The 23,540-nt window shown below is 48.4% G+C and carries 19 protein-coding genes; 6 read left to right on the top strand and 13 right to left on the bottom strand.

Annotation, left to right across the window (positions count from 1 at the left end; all coding sequences use genetic code 11):
- Positions 1 to 33: 33 nt before the first annotated feature.
- Positions 34 to 1,002 (top strand): class 1 fructose-bisphosphatase, encoded by a 969-nt coding sequence (locus ELR70_RS07250; protein WP_054014344.1) that lies wholly within the window; start codon positions 34 to 36, stop codon positions 1,000 to 1,002.
- 233 nt (positions 1,003 to 1,235) lie between these two features.
- Here the strand turns inward: ELR70_RS07250 and ELR70_RS07245 are convergent, their stop codons facing one another.
- The 6 genes from ELR70_RS07245 to ELR70_RS07220 form a co-directional block, all read right to left on the bottom strand.
- Entirely contained in the window at positions 1,236 to 3,410 is a 2,175-nt protein-coding gene (locus tag ELR70_RS07245; protein ID WP_054014343.1) for a carbohydrate-binding protein, read from the bottom strand.
- A 540-nt stretch (positions 3,411 to 3,950) separates the two neighbouring features.
- Positions 3,951 to 6,542 carry a TonB-dependent receptor gene (locus tag ELR70_RS07240; RefSeq protein ID WP_054014342.1) on the bottom strand — a complete coding sequence of 864 codons (2,592 nt, stop codon included), beginning with the start codon at positions 6,540 to 6,542 and terminating at the stop codon, positions 3,951 to 3,953.
- 166 nt (positions 6,543 to 6,708) lie between these two features.
- Positions 6,709 to 8,307: a glycoside hydrolase family 3 protein gene (locus tag ELR70_RS07235; RefSeq protein ID WP_054014341.1), complete on the bottom strand. Its 1,599-nt coding sequence runs from the start codon at positions 8,305 to 8,307 to the stop codon at positions 6,709 to 6,711.
- Positions 8,308 to 8,494: 187 nt separating this feature from the next.
- A complete protein-coding gene (locus ELR70_RS07230) occupies positions 8,495 to 9,268 on the bottom strand; it encodes an ATP-binding cassette domain-containing protein (protein WP_046005382.1) in 774 nt (257 codons plus the stop codon).
- Complete coding sequence (locus tag ELR70_RS07225; protein WP_046005381.1) at positions 9,261 to 10,229, bottom strand: ABC transporter permease; 969 nt, start codon at positions 10,227 to 10,229, stop codon at positions 9,261 to 9,263. The genes ELR70_RS07230 and ELR70_RS07225 overlap by 8 nt, the downstream gene beginning before the upstream one ends.
- An 8-nt stretch (positions 10,230 to 10,237) precedes the next feature.
- A complete protein-coding gene (locus ELR70_RS07220) occupies positions 10,238 to 11,323 on the bottom strand; it encodes a substrate-binding domain-containing protein (protein ID WP_235577066.1) in 1,086 nt (361 codons plus the stop codon).
- Between the two features lie 295 nt (positions 11,324 to 11,618).
- On the opposite strand from ELR70_RS07220, the gene ELR70_RS07215 reads away from it, so the two are divergent.
- On the top strand, positions 11,619 to 12,800 hold the full coding sequence (locus ELR70_RS07215; protein ID WP_054014340.1) for an ROK family transcriptional regulator: 1,182 nt from the start codon (positions 11,619 to 11,621) through the stop codon (positions 12,798 to 12,800).
- Positions 12,801 to 12,803: 3 nt separating this feature from the next.
- Here ELR70_RS07215 and ELR70_RS07210 read toward each other — a convergent pair whose 3' ends face one another.
- Positions 12,804 to 13,451, bottom strand: coding sequence for a sulfurtransferase (locus ELR70_RS07210; RefSeq protein WP_241566359.1), 648 nt, complete (start codon positions 13,449 to 13,451; stop codon positions 12,804 to 12,806).
- Positions 13,409 to 13,633, bottom strand: coding sequence for a hypothetical protein (locus tag ELR70_RS25355; RefSeq protein WP_241566358.1), 225 nt, complete (start codon positions 13,631 to 13,633; stop codon positions 13,409 to 13,411). The genes ELR70_RS07210 and ELR70_RS25355 overlap by 43 nt, the downstream gene beginning before the upstream one ends.
- A gap of 96 nt (positions 13,634 to 13,729) precedes the next feature.
- Between ELR70_RS25355 and ELR70_RS07205 the strand changes: the two genes are divergently transcribed.
- The 4 genes from ELR70_RS07205 to ELR70_RS07190 all read left to right on the top strand — a co-directional run bounded on the left by ELR70_RS07205 (position 13,730) and on the right by ELR70_RS07190 (position 17,799).
- Positions 13,730 to 14,734, top strand: a complete 1,005-nt coding sequence (locus ELR70_RS07205; RefSeq protein WP_054014338.1) for a glycosyltransferase family 9 protein — start codon at positions 13,730 to 13,732, stop codon at positions 14,732 to 14,734.
- A 49-nt stretch (positions 14,735 to 14,783) separates the two neighbouring features.
- Positions 14,784 to 15,533 carry a glycosyltransferase family 25 protein gene (locus tag ELR70_RS07200; RefSeq protein ID WP_235577065.1) on the top strand — a complete coding sequence of 250 codons (750 nt, stop codon included), beginning with the start codon at positions 14,784 to 14,786 and terminating at the stop codon, positions 15,531 to 15,533.
- A 587-nt stretch (positions 15,534 to 16,120) separates the two neighbouring features.
- The gene (locus ELR70_RS07195; protein WP_241566357.1) at positions 16,121 to 16,744 is read left to right on the top strand and encodes a glycosyltransferase family 8 protein; all 624 of its coding nucleotides are present in this window, start codon (positions 16,121 to 16,123) and stop codon (positions 16,742 to 16,744) included.
- Between the two features lie 320 nt (positions 16,745 to 17,064).
- The gene (locus ELR70_RS07190) at positions 17,065 to 17,799 is read left to right on the top strand and encodes a hypothetical protein (protein WP_054014336.1); all 735 of its coding nucleotides are present in this window, start codon (positions 17,065 to 17,067) and stop codon (positions 17,797 to 17,799) included.
- Between the two features lie 443 nt (positions 17,800 to 18,242).
- Here ELR70_RS07190 and ELR70_RS07185 read toward each other — a convergent pair whose 3' ends face one another.
- The 5 genes from ELR70_RS07185 to ELR70_RS07165 all read right to left on the bottom strand — a co-directional run bounded on the left by ELR70_RS07185 (position 18,243) and on the right by ELR70_RS07165 (position 23,524).
- Positions 18,243 to 18,968: a hypothetical protein gene (locus ELR70_RS07185; protein WP_054014335.1), complete on the bottom strand. Its 726-nt coding sequence runs from the start codon at positions 18,966 to 18,968 to the stop codon at positions 18,243 to 18,245.
- Between the two features lie 207 nt (positions 18,969 to 19,175).
- Positions 19,176 to 19,628 (bottom strand): group 1 truncated hemoglobin, encoded by a 453-nt coding sequence (locus ELR70_RS07180; protein WP_235577064.1) that lies wholly within the window; start codon positions 19,626 to 19,628, stop codon positions 19,176 to 19,178.
- Between the two features lie 9 nt (positions 19,629 to 19,637).
- Positions 19,638 to 20,429: a DUF3034 family protein gene (locus tag ELR70_RS07175; protein WP_235577063.1), complete on the bottom strand. Its 792-nt coding sequence runs from the start codon at positions 20,427 to 20,429 to the stop codon at positions 19,638 to 19,640.
- Positions 20,430 to 20,466: 37 nt separating this feature from the next.
- Positions 20,467 to 22,782 (bottom strand): EAL domain-containing protein, encoded by a 2,316-nt coding sequence (locus ELR70_RS07170; protein WP_054014333.1) that lies wholly within the window; start codon positions 22,780 to 22,782, stop codon positions 20,467 to 20,469.
- On the bottom strand, positions 22,772 to 23,524 hold the full coding sequence (locus tag ELR70_RS07165; protein ID WP_235577062.1) for a methylamine utilization protein: 753 nt from the start codon (positions 23,522 to 23,524) through the stop codon (positions 22,772 to 22,774). The genes ELR70_RS07170 and ELR70_RS07165 overlap by 11 nt, the downstream gene beginning before the upstream one ends.
- Positions 23,525 to 23,540: the final 16 nt, after the last annotated feature.

Raw genomic sequence — 23,540 nt, 5'->3', positions numbered from 1 at the left:
GCTGCAACATAACCGTTATCAGGACTAAAATTTATGCGTAGACTTCCACCGGTGTTAATTGAAGACGGCTGTTCCCGTGAACTGGTTTCACTGATCAGAACCATTCTGGCTGCCTGTAAAGAAATCTCTTTCCGCGTCGGTCAGGGCGCGCTGTCAGGCGTGCTGGGTTCAACGCTGGATGAAAACATTCAGGGCGAAACTCAGAAGAAACTCGACGTACTGTCTAACCAGCTACTTAAAGACATTCTGCTGGAGTCTGGCTATGTAAAAGCCATTGCCTCGGAAGAAGAAGAAGGCACGGTAGCAGGTAGCCCGGATGCTAAGTTTATTGTGGCGTTCGACCCGCTGGATGGCTCGTCCAATACTGATATCAATTCGCTGGTAGGCACCATCTTTTCTATTATGGAAGCTCCGGAAGACGCCGACCCAGCCGATCCTGCTATCTTTATGCAGCCAGGTCATAAGCAGATTGCCGCAGGCTACGTACTATACGGCCCGTGCACCACGCTGGCACTGACCACAGGTAAAGGCACCCGTATCTTCACGTTGGACAAAACCCACGGCAGTTTCCTGCTGACCGAAGAATTTGCCAAAGTACCGGAAGACACCAAAGAGTTTGCCATCAACGCCTCCAATCAGCGTCACTGGCAACCGGCCATGCAAAACTACATCAATGACCTGCTGGCAGGTGACACCGGCCCGCGCGGTAAAAACTTCAACATGCGTTGGATTGCTGCCATGGTGGGTGACGTACACCGCGTGCTATGCCGCGGCGGCCTGTTTACCTATCCGGCCGACACCAAAAACCCGGAAAAGCCATACAAGCTGCGCCTGATGTACGAAGCCAACCCGATGGCCATGCTGGTAGAGCAAGCCGGCGGCCTGGCCCACACCGGTGAGCAACGCATTCTGGATATCGACCCGGAACATATCCACCAGCGCGTAGCGGTGATCTTAGGCTCGAAAAACGAAGTCGAAGCGTGTCTTGGGTATCATAAGTAACACCCTTATCTAACTGCACGCTATATACGCCATGGTAAGTTCGCCATGGCGTTTTTATCTCCCTCTTTTTTCTCCTTATAACCTTCTTTTGCAACTGGCAGAAGTGGCTAATCACCACAGCGCTTCACGAGATGGCAGCCCCAGCCAGATTCGTTGTAACCTGGCACCACACAGATCAAAAAAGCCATGGCTGCTTACGCAGGCCATGGCTTGTCCTTAATCAAATTGCGTCATTACTGACAATTGGCAACTTCTTTCCATGGGCCTAGTGAGGCTGGGTTGTTACCCTGCGTCCACCATTTAGCTTCATAGGTTTTGCCTTCAAAGGTCACCTGATCGCCCGCCGTATAGACGTCAGCTGCATTCCATGGTGCCGGGCAGGCATTGCCTGGTTCAAAGGTGACCTGCACGCTGTGTGCCGCAGCTAGTGCCGGGAAGGTGTAGCTTGACTGCGCTGTCACGCTCACGCCATCGACTTTCAGTGTGGCAACGCGATAGCCGCTGTCTGGTACAAAGGTCAGCGTAAAGTCGGTGTTGCCTTTGGCACTGATCACGCCGTTTGCATCCGGGGTTGGTGAAATGCTACCACCGGTGCCCACCACGGTGGCCGTGATGTCATAGAATACCGGTACATCAATCGTCGCATCGGTAAAGTTACCTGAGACAAAATCGAAGTTGGCCGCGCTGAGGCTATTCACATCGGTGTTTTTCAGAACCAGACGTTTCTGATCGCCTTTTGAGGCCGTTTCGTCCAGCGTGATCACCGTATCCGCCCCTTCCTGCGTCAGGATAAGCATGGAGAAGCTGTAGTTGAACAGCGGCATGCTGATCACGGTTTTGGCCGGGTCAAAACTGTTCACAGTCAGCGCCATGTTCCAGCCCCAGTTTTGGCTGTTCAGAGGTACGATAAAGCCCAGGCGGTCATAACCACCGGTCACGTTATCAAACATCTCAGGCGTCAGATCAGCAATCGTAAGACCTACCAGCTCAACCGAGCTGTAAATACCACCATCTTTAGCCTGTACGCCGACGACCAACGCCGTATCTGTTTCATACGCTTTCAGGTGCTTAAAGCCAATACCTGCAGTACCACGGATCTTATCCAGCTGCGGATTAAAGCCGGTCACAGTTTGCTTGCCTGACCAGGCAATTTCATAAATGTCAGACTGGGCAATCACCGCTTCGGTATTGACGTTCACAGCCGCAGCCGACACGCCTTCGAGTACCACACGCTGACCGGCAAACGCTAATTCAACACCTGCAGGTACATCTGACACAGACAGGTTACTCAGTGGTGCAGCTGTTTGCCAGTCACGCAGGATGATGCGATCTTCGCCAACAGTAAAGTCACGTACTGTGGTCACTGAACCGCTTTGCTCGTGCAGCTCAATGACATCGGCACCACCACCGGGCAGCACTAAATCGTTACCCCAGCCCGCAGACAGCTTCTCATCGTATTTTGACCCTTCAATCACGTCATCCGCTGGCGTATCGAAGATAGTATTGTAACCACCAAACTTGTGTACATACTTAGTGATACAGGTACCCAGTTCATCACAGGTGATCTCATCCTTGGTCAGCAATCGTGCTGTACCCCAGGCGCCACGTAAGTGAGCCGCAGCCAATAAACCCGACATGGTCGCCTGTACTGTAATTGGATCACCATTGTCGTCTTTGCCCGGCCAGCTCTTCGCCAGCGCCTGCTCCCAGGTCATGTTGGCATCGGTCAGCAACTGCGTCATCACGCCATAGTTAAACCGCATGGCATCGCGCATCACCAGTTCCTGATTATCCGGGATCAGTAGATCAGCAAACGAGTTGACACCATTCTTACCGACAAAGGTACCTTCCCAGCGGTTTACATCTGTCGCTTGGATCTGGTTACCACCGGAGCCGACAATCTCAACCAGGGCCTCGGTTTTACAGCCAATCCAGGTACTGTCTTCCACAAACACGTAGAAGCTGTCGTACTCTTTGCCATCAATCGTCACCACTTTCGGGCTATAGTAACCCGCATCAATCAGAACGGCTTCACCCAACTGATAACCCACAAACCCCCAGGCATTCATGGAGTTATATTGCATGGTTTTAAACATCTCAGCGCTATACGGGGTTTGTGAGTTATAGATCCCGTCAATACCCAACTTAGTGAAGAACTGATTGATGGTGGTATCTTCAGGGATCATGCTCCCGGTAGAGCAGTCTCGCACCATACGACCCGGTGCAGAGACTTTGGCATACTTGTAAACTGGGTTATTGAGATTCTCCAGGTAAAAGTCTGCCAGAGCAGGGTTAATACCCGACTCGAAGTTTCTTAAGCTGTCCAAAAAATCCTGTACGCCCGTTCCCGCTGACGCGGAACAACTTAAGATCACGGCGGCTGCACATCCTGTCATTTTCAATTTCATTAGGTGTTTCCTCATTATTTTTTTAATCGAAACAAACCCAGTAACATCAACCCGATTAGAGCAACAATTTTAATGAACAACCGCGACCCAACCCAAGCCGCCTACCAATAAATCCGCATTAATTATCTATTGCGGGCTAATATCACTGAGGCAGTGAGCAAGCCTGTCTTGCTTAATGTGCAAAATAGGCATTTCTATTTGCTCAACTAATATACAAGCTAGCGCTCACCAAATAATAAGTCAAATGTTTTTACAAAATTTATTGCAATAAGATTTCAGCTATAAAATCAATCATAAACAGGCGAGAAATAAGGCAAGCCGGGCAAACTTGCCTTAACCGAGTAGAAGTGCGGGTATACAAAACCTGTCCGGCAAAGAAACCGGAAATATCAGGTTTGCACCCTTATCCGCGCACCTGTGCAGTCTTCCTTGCCAGGTTACGCGCGGATCAGCCAGTTAAAACCAAACTGACCTAAGGGAAGCGGGCACCTCCCTTATTCAAACACCGGACAGCTTAGGTTGCTATCCGGAAACTGAGGGTTAGAAGCGCACGCTTGCCCCCACAAAGTAACGCGTACCAAACTCATCCACAGCGTGTACTATGTTACCGGCGGTGGGTTGTCTGAGTACCAGAGCTTCGTTAAACAAGTTAATGGCTTCAAGCGACACATCGATATTCTCTGTCACATGCCACACCACTGATGCGTCGACCTGATCGTAGGCGTCATTCAGGCTGTCCAGTCCACTGCCGTTGTACTGACGGACCCAGTTATCACGATAGTTATAGGCCAGGCGCACACTGAACAGTTCATTCTCGTAGAAACCTGAAAGGTTGTAGGAGTTTTGTGATACCTCTTCAATCGGCACTTCTTTACCGGTTGAGTCGGTGCGACTGCTGTCGGTGTAAGTGTAGTTTGCCTGTACCCCAAAACCATTCTCAAAGTCGTGTTGATACTGTAATTCAATACCACGAACATCGGCGGTTCCAACGTTTCGCGAACGTGTTACCAGACAGCCTGCACCACATCCGGGATAATCCTCTGCAACCGTTGTTTGCTCAATATAGTCACTGATATTCTTCACAAACAAGGTGGCACCGAGTAAAGACGATGGGTTAAAGTACCACTCAACGCCCATGTCGTATTGATCCGACTTATAAGGATCCAGATCCGGACTACCGACATTGGCTGTTTTAAAGCTCTCAGAAATGATGTCTGCCACTTTCATATCATCATAGTCAGGACGAGACACCGTTGAACCGGCGGCAAAACGGAAGATCATGTCTTCACTGAGATCCACAGCCAGGTTCAGGCTAGGCAGGTAGTTGGTATAGGTTTTATCCACTTCCCCTTTAACGCCATTGATTTCGCCTTTAGAAAGAATGTCAGTTTCCACCACCCGCAGGCCTAAGTTACCGCGGAAACCCTCTCCCGAGAAATTGGCTTTAACATACGCAGCAGCAATGTCTTCTTCAATGGAGAAAGCATCTTTAACCGTCACCGTGCCCGGCGCATTGTTGCGGGCGTAATCCCAAAGTCCACGCGTTCCAATAGGGAAAGCCGACAAACTACCAGCACGCCCTTCGGCACTGTGCAGGCCAGAGACAAAGCCACCGTTGAAGTCACCAAGCGTCAGTCGCTCGCCGCCTGCACGGATTGTATCAACACTCAAGTCCTGGTTGTTTTCCTGATATGAGAAGACCTGTTCTTGGAATTTCACTCCGGCTTGAATAGACGTCATTACCGGCGAGTCCAGTTCAAAGGTAAAGTCGGCCTGGAAATAGTCAATTTCATGATCACGCTCGTAGTTGATATACGTGTACTCATGGAACAGCTCAAAATTCTCATGACTGCTCATATAATCGGAATTTACCGGGATTAACTCCAGCGGACCACTGACATCGTACGAGAAACCTGAGTTAGCACGTTCTGAGATATCACCCCACCAGGTACTTGTCTGGCCAATTCGGCCTTCTGCGGTGGATTTACCAAGGACGAAATCCGCAGACCAGGCTTCAGCCTGATAGTTGGCCGTAAAGTTCACCACATCCGATTCCATTTTCGGGGTACGCAACACCGTGTTGTTGAACAAAGGCGCGTTGCCCGGACCAGATGCGGTGACGGTTGCCCCGGTAACAATCCCCTGTTCATTGACTCTGACAGAATCCCCTTGCAATGTGCCATAACCCATAATGGTGAATAATGCAGAGTTAATATGGTTATTTTCCAGTTCAAACAGGTTGTAATCCAGGCTCAGGGTCAGCGCTTCGCTTGGTGCGTACTGTACGCTGATCTGACTACTGCTGCGCTCTCTGTCTTCATCAAACAAAATTGAGGCTGCACAACAAGAGGTTTTCCTCATCACGCCATTGCTGTCTTCCAGTTCAGTTGCACCAGGAGGCCCGAATGTCGATAAAGTTTCACGGTATACTTTTGACTCTTCATTTGAGTAAGCAACTAAAATACCGAAGTTTTCTTGCTCATTTTTCCAGCTTGCCAGGCCTGAGTAAGCAGGAGACCAGTCTTCAGCATTGCTATGGTAGGCATTTTCTACCGACGCAAAAACAGTGCCTGAGTCCATATCGAGCGGCTTGCGCGTCTTCAGGTTGACCGTTCCCCCCATCGCCCCTTCGTTGATATCAGATTCAACAGATTTGTAGACATCCATGCCCGAGATCTGCTCTGCAGCTAACATTTCAAAGTTAAAGCTGCGGTTCATACCACCCAGGTCAAACCAGCCTACGCTGGCAACATTCTGACCATTCAAAAGCACCATGCTGTGTTCCGGTGCTGTACCACGAACCGTTACGCCGCTCACTTCACCAAAGGTTCTGACCACAGTCACACCAGGGATCCGCTGCATTGCATCACCGATATTTTTATCCGGAAACTTACCTATGTCTTCGGCCGAAATTGAGTCAACAACAGAGTTTGCAAAGCGCTTAGTATTGAGCGCCTCGGTCAGACTGCGTCGGATCCCTCTGACTTCTATTGTTTCAATTTCCTTATTTGCGCCTTCCTGCTGTTCAGCCACTGCACCAAACGACATACCAGATAATGCTGTCGCTACACAAACCGCCAGATAACTAGATTTCAGATAACTGGTATTTACCTTTGAGCCCTGATTTTTCATGCTCTTCTCCCCTTTGCCTTTTTCCCAAGCCGTTCATTCCCAGTGAGTCGACGGGCTTGTATTATTATCAAACTGTCATTTTTATTAGTAAAATTGATATACTAAGTATTTATTAAATCATTTTGACTAATTGTCAAGCACTTATTATTTCGTTTTACTGATCTTTTTAAAGCAGCTCAGCCATCGCCCGGGCACTGACGGCTCGGCTCGAGTACGCACAAACATAAGTCGATAAATCAGTATATTGCGCCACTTCATAATCAGATCGCATGGCAATCACAATGACGTTCTCAGACCATTTTTGCAGTGCCTGTTTCACACGCTGCTGTTGCGCAGCCACGTCAAAACTCTCCCCGGGTAGCGGGTAGTCTTCTGTGATAATCACCAAAGGCTCAACCATTGGTTCAGTCGGTGCCTGTAGTGCGGCCAGCAGCTGGTCGTACTGCCAGAGCCGGTACTCACGCCCTCGCTCTGCTAATGTTTCTAGAATCACATCTCGTGCTGAATTTGGATCGTTCGGACCTATTCCCCGGCTATTCACTATGCTGTCATAGCCTTTGGGATCTGCGGCAAATGCCAGAGTAAACGGGCGGCCAGCCAGCGGCCATTGCTGATGGCGATTGCGAACGACCCGAATGGCAGCCTCAGCCGCTTCGCGGGCAAGTTGATTGGCTCCTTCCAGTACACTGGCGGCCGGTTTAGATGACGCTGCAAAATGTTGATACTTGAATGTCAGTACTTGCTGTAAACGCGCATCGATGACAGATTCAGGCAGGCTACCTTGCTTCACAGCAGCAATGACGCCATCCATGGTTTGCGCCTGAATGGCTTTGTATGGTGTGGTGCTGTTCTCGTAGTGCTCTTCACTTAGCATCACCAGATTGGCGCCAGCTTGCAACGCCTGAATGGCCGCTTCTTCCGGAGCATAGTTTTTGCGCATCGACCACATATTCATGCTGTCAGTAATGATCAGACCTTCAAAGCCTAATTGCTGGCGTAACACCCCCTGCAGAATGGTCGATGATAAGGTTGCAGGATGGTCAGCATCAATTTGCGGATAGCTGATATGACTGGTCATGATCAGGGGGACACCCGATTCAATGGCGGCCTTAAAAGGTAACAGATCTTCGCGCATCAACTGCTGCAATGACTTATCCACTACAGGCAAAGTCTGATGCGAATCGCTGTGAGTATCTCCGTGTCCCGGAAAATGCTTGGCACAACTCAAACTGCCGCTACGTTCGACACCGCGCACGGCGGCTGCAACATGACGAGCAACATGGTGACTCTGCTCGCCAAAGGCGCGCAGCCCGATGATGGGGTTGTCGGGATCCGCATTCACATCCGCACAGGGCGAAAGCAGCGTGTTGTATCCTACTTCCTGCATTTGCTCCGCAAAGACCTGATACATATCTGCGGTAAGTGCCGTGTTATCTGCCTTGCCCAGGCCCAGGTTGCCAGGACCCAGATCGGTATACCGGGTAAGGATCCCCCAGGCGCCTTCCTGATCGACAGCCAGTAACAAAGGTGCATCGCAGGCTCTCAGTGAGGCCTCATGTTGTAAGTCTTGCGCCAACTGCGCAGCACTTGTGGGGTTAGCTGCATTGTCGTCGGTAATATAAAACCCGCCGACATGACGCTCCTTGACCAGCGTCTTTGCATAATCCCGGTCCTCTCCGGCAAATGCCAGTACAAACAACTGGCCGACTTTTTCTTCGATAGAAAGTGTGTCGATCAGCTGTGCTACTTTCTTTTCAATATCCATACTGCCCTCTGATTTTCGGCAAAACAAAGCCCTCAGCGCCATGGCGCCGATTTACAAAATGTTCAGATAAAGGAGTGCCCGTCAGACACCCCGAGGTTGATATCAATCCATGTTATACATGCATCAATTTTTCAGTGCGCACCAAGCGACTGTCACTGCAATTCAATTGATAAAGGACTGATAAAACTTAAGCCGCAGATTTAGCGCCAGTGATCAGCCCGACCAGATCTTCTTTGGTTACATCACTGACAGACACATCCGCCACCGACTGACCCTGATAAAGCACCACTGCACGGTCACAGGTTTCTACAACATGTTGCATGTTGTGGCTGATCAGCAACACCGCCACCCCCTGCGAGCTAATCACATTGATCAGCTCATTGACCTGGGCACTTTGCTCAACACCCAGTGCGGCGGTTGGCTCATCCATTATCACAATGTCAGCTCCCCAATTAACAGCACGGGCAATGGCTACAGCCTGACGCTGACCACCTGACAAACGGTGGATCTGTTCCTGATAACTTGGAATACGGCTGTTCAGTCGGTTCAGGGCTTTTTTCGCCCGTTTCTCCATCGCTTTTTTGTCCAGCCAGCCCAGTCGACGCAGGATCGGATTTTTGTGCAGGATCTCGCGATTTAGAAACAGATTCTCTGTAATATCGAACTCGGGCACCATGGCCAGGTCCTGAAACACCGTTTCAATTCCGGCTTCTCGTGCAGCCAGAGGAGAGTCGATATGTACCGGCTGACCATTGACCAGGATCGCGCCTTCATCCGGTGGATGGATCCCGGAGATACAACGGACCAGAGTCGATTTACCCGCACCATTATCACCCAACAAGCCCACCACTTCGCCTTTATTAATAGTAAAGCTCACCCCTTTCAGAGCATGTACTCCGCCAAAACGCTTATGCACGTCTCTGACTTCGAGGGCGATTTGATCCAATGCACTTCTAACCATTTTTCAACTCCTTGACACCAATTGCCACTGCCACAATCAGGATCGCGCCGCGGGCTATCATTTGCTCATTTGTGGAAAACCCTGACAAGATCAGGCCATTGTTGATCATACCCATCAACCAGGAACCCAGAATGGCACCGATAATACAGGCCCGGCCACCAAACAGGCTGGTCCCGCCAATCGCCACCGCGGCGATAACAGTCAGCAGGTCCGCCTCACCTAACGTGTAACGGGCACCATGCAGGCGACCGGCATACAAAAGCCCAGCCAATGCAGCGGCCATGGAGGAGATAACCAGAGCATAAATACGCACCTGAGTAACCTTAATCCCCATCGCCAGTGCCGCTTTAGGGCTACCCCCTACTGCAAGTAAGTGTTTACCAAAGGCTAATTTGGTGAGCACCACATAGCCCAGTGCGGCAATCACCAGGGTCCAGATAAATAAAGACGGAATACCAAACAACTCACCTGCACCAAAAAACGCGGTAAAGGTTTGATCTATGATTGGCACAGACTCCAGATTGGTCAGCTGGCGCGATAAGCCCGTGATCACCCCCATGGTGCCTAAGGTGATCAACAAGGAAGATACCTGCAACCGCTCAATCAGCAAGCCATTGATCAGGCCAACAATCAGGCCCACACTGAGGGCCCCTAAGACCGCAAGCGGAATACCCACATGTTGCAATAACAAGGCGCCAACCAAGGCAGATAAGGCCACAACAGAGCCTATCGACAAGTCGATATGACCCACCGCCAGTGCAAAGGTCAAACCCACTGCCATCACAGTGATGGGTGCAGTCTGACGAACAATGTTCATAAAGTTGGTCAGGCTAAAAAAGCCCGTATCATGCAGTGCGACTGCAAAAATCAGCATCACAGCAAGGAATATATAGTAGATAAAAAACTCTCGTTTCACTGCCAGCAACTTTAGCTGCTGCAAAGGTAGTTGATTAACGCTCATGGTATTCCTTATTGTTTTAACGCTAAATTCAGGAGTCTGGGCAGAGGCGACTGAAATGCGCGCTGCCAGATCTCAGCAATATTGTCTCGCTTAACCGTATCAAACGGCACCAAAGTAAAGTGCGGTGCGGGTAAACCCAGTGTTGAAGCAGCCCCCAGTCTGGCCATAGTCTGGCCGATATCAAATGGGCGGTCCGAAATGGTGCCGTACACATTGCCATTCATGGCCATATCCAGCAGATTATTGACTCCTAAGTCGTGGGTGATCACTTTAATATCACGTCGACCCAAAGAGCGCAGTGCTTCGACAACACCTTCAGCGGCGGCGTCCCAGGAAACATAAATCGCCTCCAGCTCAGGATGTTGTAACACCATGGCCGCAGCCACATTGCTGGTCTCATGCTCTTTGATGAAGCCCTTTTCGATGATCACGTTGAGCTCAGGGTAGGCTTTGAGCCCTTTACGGTAGGCATTATCACGGTTGTTGGTGATAAAGTAGCTGGCATCATGATAGATCATGCCCACCTTACCTTTGCTATCCAGCGCACTGGCCGTGAGATCGGCTGCCGCCTTACCCATGCCAAACATGTCGTCAGTCACAATACCGACAAAATCTTTGCCCTGTTCAAATCCGGGGATGGGATTACTGAGCAGCACGAGTTTGGCACCCCGCTCTATGGCTTTCGCGTAGCTTTGTTTAGTACTCACGCCATCCACGCTCAGTGACAAAATGATATCGGGATTTAAAGCCGCAATATTTTCCAAATCCGCCACTTGTTTGGCGGGATCAAACTGGGCATCGGTTGCTGCAACCACTTTAATACCCAGCTTTTCAAATTCGGCACGAGCACCGCGTGATACAGCAGCAACCCAGGGACTGGCACCATGCCATACCAATGCGGCAGTCAAATCTTTTGATTTAATAGCCTGACTCTGCTGTTCAGTCAGGTGAATATCACTGGACTTTGCCGCTTTGCTCCAGTCGATGCTTTGCGCTGCCCAGCCCATCGATGTTGCGCACAGTGCAGCAGCGGCAAACATCCCGCTTAACCACGTCCGGCTACGATGGCCCTTTATCTGAGTTCCTGTAGACATAGGTAGATCCTGCTGTTGATTATTAAAATTCGCACTCGCGAACATCCTAACTGCCTTTTTAATACTGGCATTTAGGATCTGTTTTGTTGTATTTATAGTCATATTCAGCCAACAAACCGCTTATGTCAAATAGTTTGACTAATTATTTTTTATTCGGTTTAGCATCATGATCGAGTAAGATGATCGGCTTAGTTCAGGGATAATGTGTTGTATAAGCAGGTACATACGACGCATTAACAGGGGTTGTACGATGTTTAGAACCCCGTAATCAGATTCAAATAGTAAGGCGAACACATTGAAAGGCTCCAACGCAAAACAAAATAAATCGATAAATTTGCGTCTTGTACTCGCTCAGATTGTCACGCAGGGGCCGATCTCCCGCGTAGAGATTGCCCGCAATACACAATTGACCAAACAAACCATTACCAATATGGTCGAAGAATTACTGAGCGTTCAGCTTGTCGAAGAAACCGGCATAAAGAAATCCGAAGGGGCAGGCAAACCCTCTAAAATGCTGGTTCTGAATAAGAAGGCGGCGTATACCCTGGCCGTACGGATTGTCGATAATGAACTGGAAGTTGGCTTGTTTTACCTCAACGGAGAACTGCTAAACCGGCTGCATACCCAACTAGACACAAACGATACACCACTCGACAAAGTCAAATACCTGATTGATACCCTGCTGACGGTGGCCAACCTGACCGTGTCTCAGGTGCTTGGCTGCGGACTGTCGGTACAACTGAGTCATCTTAAAGGCGTCGAGATCTTTGCTCACAATCGACAACTACAACAACAGCTTGCCGATACACTGACAGTTCCGGTGGCGCTCGAAACCACCGCATCCGCCTGCGCCAGCTTTCAGATGCTGTTTGGCGAAGCCCGGCTGCTCGATAGCTTTGTGTACGTACATTTAGGTAACCAAGTTGAATCTGCTGTGGTGTACGACCGTCGGATATTGCTCGGCCAGAATGGCCTGACAGGCGCCTTAGGAGACTTGTTTGTAACACCCGAAACCGATGACGATACCGCAGAGTTAGGCCGACTGAATGACTTTGCCTCACTCACGGCATTGAAACAGCATCTGGGGCGCACGGGCTGCTCCACCGAAGAGCTGCACCACCAGCTACAGGAACACCCGGTGATCGACCGCTGGCTTGAGCAAGCCGCTGAGCCAATGCGGATCGCCATTCACAGCATAGAGTCGTTATTAAATACTCAGACTATTATTTTAGGGGGAGACATTAATGACTGGCTGCTGGATAAACTGACGTCAGAACTGCGCCCGTTTATCCCATCTATCGCGCAGTTTGGTGAGCGCCAGGTAGTACGCCTGGTCAAAACCCCTGATGTTGCAAACATTGCGCTTAAAGGCGTTGCGACCCTGCCACTACACAGCGCACTCAGCGCCAAGAATATGCAAACCTTATACTTTCCGGCCCTGTGCCCGCCCAGTGAGCTTCAGGAGCTGGTTTACTAGCGCTCAAGGGGCAAGTGTCGCAACCGGTACACTCGAGTCTTGCCCCCATTCACTCCAGGACGCATCATAAACAGACAAAGGATAAAACCCACATTCATCGGCAATCATAGCCAGAATACAGGCGGTGATCCCGGAGCCACAACTGAACTGCAAGGCCTGGTTGGTGACACCCGCGTCGCTCAGCAGCGCTCTTAACTGCGCTTTGGGCTTTAACAAGCCACTGTCATCGAGTACGCTGGCATAATGCACATTGGCACTACCCGGAATATGCCCGCTGCGCATCCCCTCTCTGGGTTCACTTTCCTGACCGCTAAATCTTGCCGGGCTGCGGGCATCCAGCAATAAAACACTGGGGTCGTCTATTGCTGCCAATACCGCTTGTTTATCTATAAAATAACCCGCCTTAGGCTGCGCAATAAAATCTCCAGGCTGTGGGCTCTGCGCATAGTGTGGCGCCACGGGTAAACCTAGTTCCAGCCATTTGACCAGACCCCCATCCAACACATAAACCTGCTCAAATCCCATGGCCTTAAACATCCACCAGGTACGAGCTGCACTAAACAAACCAAAGTTATCGTAAACAATTACAGTATCCCGCTGGTTTATCCCTAACAGCCTTGCCTCTTGTTGAAACTGCTCGGCACTGCACATAGTGCTGGGAAACCTGCCATTGGGGTCACTAAACGTCTGGCTGATGTTAAATCGTTGCGCGCCAGCGATGATCCCTCAGGCTGATAGACGCCCTGTGTACCCACTTTCAGCATACCGCAATCGAGTATCACAACATGTTCCAGATTCTTCAGTAACCAGTGACAGCTTTTGATGTTTTTCATTTTTTAACTTTTTGTTTAAAATTGCAGGACTAGGGTGATTTTGTTCATTAGCTTTGGTTATACTAGGTTGGATTAGTGCCCATAACAAGAAAATCCATGTCTAAAAAAGTCATAGAGCCTAGCAACATCAGAGGCCCCATCTTAGTGATACTGCCCCGCTTTATTGGCGACGCCATCAATTCGCTACCCGCGATAGAGTTGCTTAATGACGTGTATCCGGGAAAAAAGATTTACTTACTTATTCGTCCATATATGCGCGAAGTACTTCAAAGGGCTGAAGGATATGACTTTGAACTGATAGAAGATGCACGGTATCACTCAAGTGAACGCGCTGGTCTGTACAGCTTTGCCAAAACACTCAGAGTTTTGCGATTTTCTATGGCAGTGTTGTTACGCGGTTCTTTCAAAGATGCAGCATTAACCAAATTGGCTGGGATCCGTAATGTCATTGGGTATGCACAGAATGGTCGCAGGCCTTTGCTCTCTCACCCACTAAAACTCAATGAATGTCACCACTATATTTTTCGCTACTGTCGTCTGGTGAATGACGCACATGGAAAACCGCTGGATAGCTTTTCTTTACCTCGCCTTAAAGCAAACAAAGTTGAGCTGACGCATGACGCTCCCCAGGCAACCGCTGTGTATATTGGTGGCAAGAACAAAGCCACACGTCACTACCCGGTTCACCTTGCAGCAAATGCACTTGCGAAAATTGCGACTCAGACATCGACCCATTTGTATTTGTTGGGCGACAGCAGTGAATATAGTGATACCGAGGAGTTACAGCAGCTGCTTGCTGCGCAAAATATTGCAGCAACTAATCTTGCCGGTAAAACTTCACTGGGCGAGCTGGTCGATATCATCGCAGCCATGGACGCAATGATCACAATAGATTCAGGTCCTATGCATATTGCAGCCGCATGCAATGTACCAACGCTGGCATTAGTGGGACTCGGGACTTCCCCCTTTTCATTAGTGGCGCCTTTGACCAGCCAGTGTCAGGCTGTCACCAGCCACTCTACGAGCCTTGATGAAGCTGAAATTATTTGCGCGATCAAACCGGAATACCTTGCCGAACGCTACCTGAATCTGTTCAAATAAGCAGTTGACACTAAAATGGCACCGTCCGAGTAATTTCGTAGTAAACACAATGATGCAACCTCCTATTTTTATTATCAATATGGATGGCTGCGAAGACAGATGGCAGGCAACCTACACTCGTTTAAAAGAGGTAGGATTGAATGCAACTCGTTTTCCTGCTACCAATGGTAAGCAACTCTCAGAACCTGAAGTCACAAAATGGTACGACCCAGCCGCTAATTTTAAGCGTTATCATCGGCATTTAACCCCCGGTGAAATAGGCTGTTATATCAGCCATTACCGGGTATGTGAAAAAGTCGTTAATGAAAAACTGCCCTATGCATTGGTGCTGGAAGATGACCTGCATATTGAAGATAGCCTGGCACCGCTGCTGGCCCTGGTCCCTGACCTGAACAACTGGGATATGATCAAGCTTTCCGATAATCGGGCTAATCCATTTATTGATACGCTAAAACTGAGTGACCAATTTACCCTGGGCAACTATAAAAAAGTGCCTAATGGGACCCAGGGCTATCTTATTAGCCTGGCTGGTGCCAAGAAGTTGCTGAGTCGTAAACCTTTCTACCGGCCTGTGGACGTCGACTTACAATTTCACAGTGAGACTGGACTACAAGTTACAGGTATCAAACCTTACCCTGTGTCAGAAGATGTTAATTTCGAAAGCGAAATTGCCACCATGAATAAAGGGCAGCATTCTGGCAGAAGTACGTTTACTCGAAATGCTAAACACCGAATTAGATTATTTTTGCAAAGACAATTTCGCTCAGCAACATTGAAGGATATCTCTGATATCTGTTGAGTAACGACCGGCTTTAGCATCTAGTCATGTCTCTCCCATTAGGCAAGTCCCCTCGCTAGGATACTGGCGTTAAGTTTATAAGCTTTGAAACCTTAGTTACAGCATCTTACTCTGGCTACTTACTAAACATGTATCGCAAATCAGACTTCGATACGGATATAAATACGACTATGAACTGACGGAGTGTAATAACTTATTTGCACTTCGTTATCTGCACTATTTTAGCCCTATGTCATTCTAGGGAACGCTATATTGGGATGTTCAGTTACGACATTGCCAAAATGCGCATTTTCATATCTAATAGCAACCTTATGCAAAGCACTGATACAATGCAGCAGCATTCACATCAATATCAGGATCAGGGGAAAACACTTGAAAAAAGCAATATTTACATTGGCCATAGGTAATAACCCTATGTACCGTGCTGCACTCAAAAGCTTCGAAATATATGCTAAAAGAGTAGGTGCCGATCTAATCATTTCAGACTCGTTGCGCTACCCATCAAAATAGATAACCCACGATATAACGCCAGTCCGGCCTGGACTGAGAAGTTAAGAATTGGTGCACTCCTGGAGGAATATGACAGGGTGCTATACGTTGATGCCGACGTGTTAATCACCCCTCATGCAAGGGATGTTTTTGAGCTTTACCCTGATACGAGTAAAGCGTACTGGTTTAACGAAGGGGTAAAACAAGAGCGAGCGCCTGATATTGAGATGATCCAACAAGAACTCGGCAAGGTTAACTGGCCACTGCAAGACAATCGCCCTGTCTACTACAACGCCGGAATCATTCTTACTTCAAAACAGTGCGAACTTTTCAAAAAAACTGAGTTAGACGACTTGCAGCAGATTTGCAATAAAATCACTCATTATGATCAGAGCTACTTTAATTATACTTTGCATAAACATAGCATTTCTCACGAATCGCTAGATAAATCGTTTAATCGCATGGATATGTTTGGCCATGAAGACTATCTGAAAGCAGATTTCATTCATTATGCAGGCAAAGGCTACGCAAAAAATAACCGCCGTCGGGATGTACAGTTTATCCGGGACTTCGCTCAGCTATACAGTGATGCAGTAGATGAGATTGAAATTAAAGCACTAAAGGAGCATGCGTGGACACTTTATTTGGAAAAGATCCACAAAAAATACCCCCTACCAGACTTCTTTTTGACTCAACTTTGCAAATGGTTTGTACCTAGATAAAAGATAGTAAGTTTGCTGGTGTCGATTAGATTTGCTCGGGAAGTTCGGCTAGCTCAGCCTCAATGGCTGAAACAAGCAGCTGTTGGACACCTTACTTCAATACTTGCTCTAGCGGGTTCTCTGGTGTGGTGAGTGGAACTACGTTATTACCTTTGTTCATTGCGATGTTTCTCATACACCAGAAATAACCATATCCCTCAATTGTAAGAGAAAGTAAAATAACCTATGAAATATTTAATAAAATAAAAAGCCAAACTTCACGCCTGAGAAAAAAAATGTAACACTCCAGACCTCAAAAGAAACTATAAGGATTCATAGTTATGAAACACGTTCTTACGCAAGCCATTGCTTTGGCTATTTCTTTTAGCGCATTCCAATCAGATGCAGCCATCTTTGGCAGCTATATAAAAACTAGCAAAGCTCAATACTACAATGACTATACTGACATTCATTGGTCGAAGCCGATCGTTCTTAAGGACTTTGATTACCCGAATCAAAAGTGGCCCGTTTTTACCAGCTCTGAATATGGTGAATTATACCCACGAAGACCGCCTAGTACCTTGTATGATGGTCCAGGTATATGTATCGACGCAACTTCAAGAAAAGTTCCTGGGGTTATAAAAGACGGTTACTGTCATGTTGAGTGGGACGGAAGAAACTGGAAAAATAGCGACTACTATTATTTGTCTAGAAACTATGACTATGAATGGCGAAAAATTAACAAAGGGTATCAACTCAGAGGTGATGAAGTTACCGCAGGCGGCTGGGATAAAGGGGCATACGTCTATCATTGTGTAGCAGAAGGGTATCACTGGGAAGGGCACCAAAGATATCGCCTTATAGGTAAATATGTACCAAACCTAAACAAGTGCTTTGTTACTATCAGCGATAGGGACAGAAGTTTTGTTGAGCTGGGACAAACTGTTCCTGATGTTTGGGACTGGAGGGCCAAGCAGACTTACGTTTGGATTCTGGTAGGACGTAAAAAGTCTTCGGGAGGCGGTGTAGTTACTCCACCTGATGGCTGTGGGAACCCAGGAGAAATTTGTCCTTAACTTGAATCCAAAGGGCTCTTCAGAACTATTAACATATCACTTGATAGACTTTAGAGCCTTGTCACCTCGCTACGCAGTTACCAGCCTTGCTAGGTTCTGCGTAGTGTGGGCACAAAAACTATTGTCATTAGCACGAGCCAATCTTTGTAGCCAAAAATAGCTCAACAATTCCTAGAATGACCTGAACAACAAACACATAAACAGATCATGAGATTACTTTCATAAATCGATAGAGGTGTAATTGCAACATGACCAGAACCTGAGACAATAGACCGTAATCTCATTGGCAGATAAGTAAAACAGTTCAAATACAAACTGCTCTTTCAATCATTTACCCACAGAACAATAATGCCGAATATTTACATATTCGGCATTCGTGCGTATACCAAAAGCGAGAGCTTCCATAACACCGCATTCTAGGTATAGTAACTCACAATCGCACTTTAGATCTTGGTTGTACACGTAGCCGTAGCTGTCACACTGTGCTGCTGGGATTTGCCGCTTAGTATCCAATATCCGCCATTTTGTACAACCTGTACAGCTTCACCTGAACCTTTAAATTTGCCTGAGATTTTTGTCAGGTAACAAACATGTGTTTTCGCAGATGCTAGGATTTTTTGCGATTCCCCTTGGTTCCATGTATATGACTTCAGGTCAGGATAACTGCGCGCAACACACCCTGCTTGCGCTTCAACACTGTGTTGATTAGATGTACCTCCAAGGTACGTACCATAACTATAGTTTTTTATGCCTATTGACTCGGCCCATCCCTCGAACTTACCACTCATACCAGTCAAAAAGCACACATTATTACGGTCACCAAGGTAAATATCACTTTGACCCTGAGACCAGGTGTCATATTGAACATCATAATTACCTTTGGGGTTAGTAACACAAGTAGCTATTGCCGCGACATTATCCTGATTTGATTTACCACCGAGATAATAAGTAGCACCAACTTCCTTTACCCAAACTGCCTCACCCCAGCCCTCAAACTTACCCTGCACCTTTGATAGAAAGCAAATTCGATCTCTTGAAGAGCCAAGGCTAACTTGGCCTTCACCTTGTTTCCAGTGGTGTACACGGTATTGATAATCTGCTGCATGTGCTGCTGCACCTGAAAATAGAGAAGCCGCAATCAGTCCGAGTTTGATGGATATACATTTCATTTTACATTCCTTTTCAAAATTGAATATTAGTGTCCCCTTGCAGAGACATGTAAATGATACACAACAAATATAGAAATTAAATGAAAATTTAAAGTAAAAAACCGTATCGTTAAACTAGGCAAGTACACAAGGTTAGACCAGTTAATTAGATGATTAAAGTGCTCACCTTGCAATCATGTTACACTCAAAAACTGTTGAGTTTAGGGTTCAAATCTTTATCACCTCACTACGCAGTGGTGCCAGCCTTGCCAGGATCTGGTTTTGCGTAGTGTGGTCAATGCCCGCTTCGGTCATGGCGTTAATCAATAGCTCAACCACTCGGTTAAAGTCGGCTTCAGTGATCTGCATACCGGTATGGATCTGTACCATTGAATCCCCCTGATAATCGCAGGGGCCGTCGAGGGTATCGCACAGGTGAGTAATAAACCCCTGGCGAAAGTGACTTACATTGGCCTTGGCAAAGTAAGGCAGAATGACTTTATCTCGCCCTATTTCCTGAATAAATAGATCAACCAGTCTCTCCAGACCAGCCTCGCCACCAATTTGTTGATACAGAGTCGGCCGAGCACCGGACTGGCAGCCTCCCAGCCAGATGCAAGCTAGCAAGACTATCAGGCTGGCTACAAGGTTGCGGGTCATGTGCTGTGCTTTATTATTCACCCTTATCCCTTAAAAGTATCCGGTGATCGAAACATACCAACCGGTTTGGTCCGGCTGACCGGCAATGCTGCCCAAATCCAGCCAGGCCGCGGTGATATTGACCTGCTTATTGATAAACCAGGCGACAAACACATCCTGCCACTGTTGCTCACCGAGTCCCAGGTTGTCGGGTTTTTCACGGTATTCATAACCCAAAGCCAGGTTCTGGCTAAGAAAAATGGCCGTACTGGCTTCAAGGTATAAGCGGTCACTCCCCTGCTGGCCACCATAGCCCAGCAGACCCAGCTGATTAGCCTCGGTATGACGCGCCGTGATATTCCAAAATGCATTAAAGCCGCCAAACGCCCCCAGATGTAGCTTGCTGGCAGCCAGATAAATATCGGTGCCGCTGTCATCTTCCGCGCCCAGTAAAGCTCCAACCGCATCGTCTTTTAACGACTTGTGTTGCAGACCCAGGCTCAACTGGGGCCAGGTACTGTAAACAATATCCCCATACAGGCGCACTTTAACGCCGCTGACCGACTGCTCTATATCGGTATTGAGTGCCGGTACGGCAAAGGTTTGCTCGGCATAACTGAGCTCAACTCGGTCAAACAGGTTGGCCTGAATACCACACACATCAAGGCGATAATCATCAACGCTGGCGCGGCTGCAAAATCCCCCCAGACTCCACTGCTCTTCGCTGGCATAACCAGCAAGTTGCGCCCAGGGCACTATGCCACCACCAGCGCTTCCTTCTACCTGAGAAACACCCGGTGTAGCCAGTAACTTACCTGAGCCCGCGATGCAGTGTGTGCTCATGCATAGCACACAACTTGCGAGCATACACAGCCCTGGATCAGCCCGCTTCATGATATTGGCCAAGCCATTGCGTCAGTAGATCCGCTTTTAATGGCTTGCTCAGGTAATAACCCTGCGCGTAATCACAGCCCATTTCTTTAAGCAGCTCCAAAGAGGCTTTGTCTTCCACGCCTTCGGCCACCACAGAAAAGCCCAGCTGATGGCCGAGACTAATAGTGGAGCGCACAATACATTGATCCTGATGGGTTTCAGCAAGTTTCAGAATAAACACTTTATCCAGCTTAAGTTCATCAATAGGCAGCATTTTTAAGCGACCCAGTGAGGTTTGCCCGACCCCGTAATCGTCCAGAGATATATGTACGCCAATCTCTTTGAGTACTTTAAGCGCCGCAATGCCTTTTTCTTCATTCTCTATCATGTCCCGCTCAGTAAGCTCTATGGTGATCAACGAAGGGGATATCTGATAGCGGTCTAGCATGGCTTCCAGGTGTGGCACAAAGTCGGGATCGGCAATGTCCTGAGCCGACACATTGATGGCCGCTTTCATGGTGATCCCTTGTTCAACCCAATTGGCTACCTGAGCCACCACCGTTTTGAGTACCCACTGAGTCAGTTCAACAATCAAGCCGGACTGCTCTGCCAAATCAATAAAGAATTCGGGCGACACCCACTCGCCATTGCGCCGCTGCCAGCGGATCAGTGACTCAACCTTATCCACCTGCTGACTGTGCATATTCAGTTTAGGCTGATAGGTCATAAACAGCTGGCCATCATCGCTTTGCAACGCGGCTTTTAGTTCATCAATGATCAACAGGCGTTCCAGATAGGCTTCGTCTTCGCCAGTCTGATAGAAATAGACCGAGTTATTGCCCTGCTGCGCGGCATTATCAGCTGCAATCAGTGCCCGTCGCACCAGATCTTCCGGATCGTTGGCCTGCTCCGGGTAATGCACTACCCCGACGCTAAAACGCAGGTTGATCTCCAGTTTTTGCACCTGATAAGGCTGGTTAAGCGCACTCAAAAAGCCCGCTACACAGCCCTCCATGGAGCTGTCTTCTTTGGCTGCCAGCACAGTTAAAAACTCATCGCCTCCCAGACGGGCGTTGAGTCCTTCAAAGCTGGCACCTATCTGTTCAATACGTTGTGCGACGGCCTGAATACAGCTATCACCAACGCGCGGTCCCAGTTTATCGTTAATGTGCCTGAGGCCTTTAATATCCACAACCAGCAGATAATAAACACGACCATCTTGCAACAACCGAGTGAGTTTCTCCATAGCCGCTGCGCGGTTATAAAAACGCGTCAGGCCATCATGACTGGCCTGATAGCGAATTTGCTTTTCCCGCGCCTGAATATCATCACCCATTTCATGAAAGGCATCCACCAGCTGGCAGATCTCTTTGGTAGGCCGAGACTCGTGTACAGTCGCTTCATAATCTCCCAGGGCAAAGCGGCGCGCCATCACAGTTAACTGCTGCAAGGGAGTTGCCAGATTGCGGGCCAAAAAGCCACTGGCCACAAAGCCAAACAGCATAGTCACACACGACGACAAGATGATAGTCAGCACCAGCTGATCAAACTCCTGATAGTCTTTGGTCATATCAGCACTCAATACCAGGCTCACCGGCGAAGAGCTGAGCGCTGGCAACGCCACTTCGGCATTGATATAAACCGGAAACTCACTCAACCATCGGGTAATTTTTTGCTCGTGTAAATACGCAAACAGATCCTGAGACTCCGGTAAACTCAAAGAACTGGCCTTGATCTGTTCACCATGGCCGATAAAACTCATTTCCATGCCAGTCAATTCGCGTAGCTGTCCTGCGACCTCTGTATCTACCGCAAACCCAACAATGGCGAAGGCAATGGTTCTTGGCGCCTTTACCGGAAGAATAATGGCTTGATACAACTGTTTGTCGAGGCTCACAAAGGCCGATTGTTCAGTATGATTGAGAAGCTCTCTGAGCAGCGGACGCAAATCTTCGGCCAGCTCGATTTCTGCCTGATTGGCAGAGATCAACTGCCCTCTGACATCCAGTAACAGCATCAAGTCAGCGTCAATGCGCTGGCTGTGATTAAACAGTACACTTTCTATGGTGGGTGCATCCCGGGTTGCAACGGCCTGTTTAAAGCCAAAATCCTGTGTCAGCACAGTTGCAGCGGTGACCAGTAAGCGCTCTTTTGCACTCAGATACTGCTGATAGACATTTTGTGCTACCTGAATATCCTGCTGCACTTTGCGCTCATTAAACTGGCTGGTCGACCACCAAAAGCTGGCCAAACTGGCTACGGCTGTTAGCAGCACTAACCCGACGCACAGCGCGATAATGCGATTTTTAAAACTAGTGCCCATGATGCTCCTTAAACATCTCCGAGAATGTGTTTCTGGGTGCCGGAGTCTGTGTCTCTACAATAACAGACCCGGATTGTTGTAATTCTGTCACCGTCACTATCCTGCGAGTGTCGATATCCGTTGTTTGCAGTGCGTGCCAGATGGCAATTTGCTGGGCGTATGCTGGTATTTGCACTGTCCCCTGCTGATTAGTAGTAAGCACATCTTTTGATTTAGAAACATAGATATAGCCCACCATTGAATCGTGAATATTACATCCTAAAACAACGACACCAGATTGTTCAAATCGTATCGGCTGAATGGGGGTGCCGGCATACAATTTGAGTTCAAACCGTTTAGCATCAGAGAAGGAATAAACATGATGGCGAATATCATCGCTGTTTGGGAAGCTTACTGCCTGACCTTGTATTATGGTGAGCATTCGAGGCTGAAACTGCTTATCAATCTGATCCATCACCGCCACTTGCTGCACAGAGCCTGCACTCAGAGGCGCAATCACCTCGACCACCACATCGGGCAACGGGCTCCCATGCTGGTCGCGCAATTGAAGGGTGTATCCGTTATCGGACCCGTTACCGGACCCATCACCATTACCGGCACCAAATGCTGAGCCGGTCACAGCGATCGCGATCAAGGTCAGTAAAGTCCTACCGAATGTGGCCCACGCACAGCCCGCAGCTCGCCTGATCATGTTCAGACGCCCTGGTGCTGTCCTTACCGGGTTATGCCCGCTGACGTTCATTAATATTTGCCTGAGC

This window comes from Pseudoalteromonas sp. R3 (assembly GCF_004014715.1).
Taxonomy (GTDB): Bacteria; Pseudomonadota; Gammaproteobacteria; order Enterobacterales; family Alteromonadaceae; genus Pseudoalteromonas.
The sequence above is the reverse complement of the archived record's forward strand: the minus strand, read 5'-3'. Positions and strand labels throughout refer to the sequence as shown.

Bases quoted from the DNA above. Each gene is read 5' to 3' on its own strand.
- ELR70_RS07250 (WP_054014344.1), top strand. From the start codon at position 34: ATGCGTAGACTTCCACCGGTGTTAATTGAAGACGGCTGTTCCCGTGAA.
- ELR70_RS07245 (WP_054014343.1), bottom strand. From the start codon at position 3,410: ATGAAATTGAAAATGACAGGATGTGCAGCCGCCGTGATCTTAAGTTGT.
- ELR70_RS07240 (WP_054014342.1), bottom strand. From the start codon at position 6,542: ATGAAAAATCAGGGCTCAAAGGTAAATACCAGTTATCTGAAATCTAGT.
- ELR70_RS07235 (WP_054014341.1), bottom strand. From the start codon at position 8,307: ATGGATATTGAAAAGAAAGTAGCACAGCTGATCGACACACTTTCTATC.
- ELR70_RS07230 (WP_046005382.1), bottom strand. From the start codon at position 9,268: ATGGTTAGAAGTGCATTGGATCAAATCGCCCTCGAAGTCAGAGACGTG.
- ELR70_RS07225 (WP_046005381.1), bottom strand. From the start codon at position 10,229: ATGAGCGTTAATCAACTACCTTTGCAGCAGCTAAAGTTGCTGGCAGTG.
- ELR70_RS07220 (WP_235577066.1), bottom strand. From the start codon at position 11,323: ATGTCTACAGGAACTCAGATAAAGGGCCATCGTAGCCGGACGTGGTTA.
- ELR70_RS07210 (WP_241566359.1), bottom strand. From the start codon at position 13,451: ATGTGCAGTGCCGAGCAGTTTCAACAAGAGGCAAGGCTGTTAGGGATA.
- ELR70_RS25355 (WP_241566358.1), bottom strand. From the start codon at position 13,633: ATGAAAAACATCAAAAGCTGTCACTGGTTACTGAAGAATCTGGAACAT.
- ELR70_RS07205 (WP_054014338.1), top strand. From the start codon at position 13,730: ATGTCTAAAAAAGTCATAGAGCCTAGCAACATCAGAGGCCCCATCTTA.
- ELR70_RS07200 (WP_235577065.1), top strand. From the start codon at position 14,784: ATGATGCAACCTCCTATTTTTATTATCAATATGGATGGCTGCGAAGAC.
- ELR70_RS07190 (WP_054014336.1), top strand. From the start codon at position 17,065: ATGAAACACGTTCTTACGCAAGCCATTGCTTTGGCTATTTCTTTTAGC.
- ELR70_RS07185 (WP_054014335.1), bottom strand. From the start codon at position 18,968: ATGAAATGTATATCCATCAAACTCGGACTGATTGCGGCTTCTCTATTT.
- ELR70_RS07175 (WP_235577063.1), bottom strand. From the start codon at position 20,429: ATGAGCACACACTGCATCGCGGGCTCAGGTAAGTTACTGGCTACACCG.
- ELR70_RS07170 (WP_054014333.1), bottom strand. From the start codon at position 22,782: ATGGGCACTAGTTTTAAAAATCGCATTATCGCGCTGTGCGTCGGGTTA.
- ELR70_RS07165 (WP_235577062.1), bottom strand. From the start codon at position 23,524: ATGAACGTCAGCGGGCATAACCCGGTAAGGACAGCACCAGGGCGTCTG.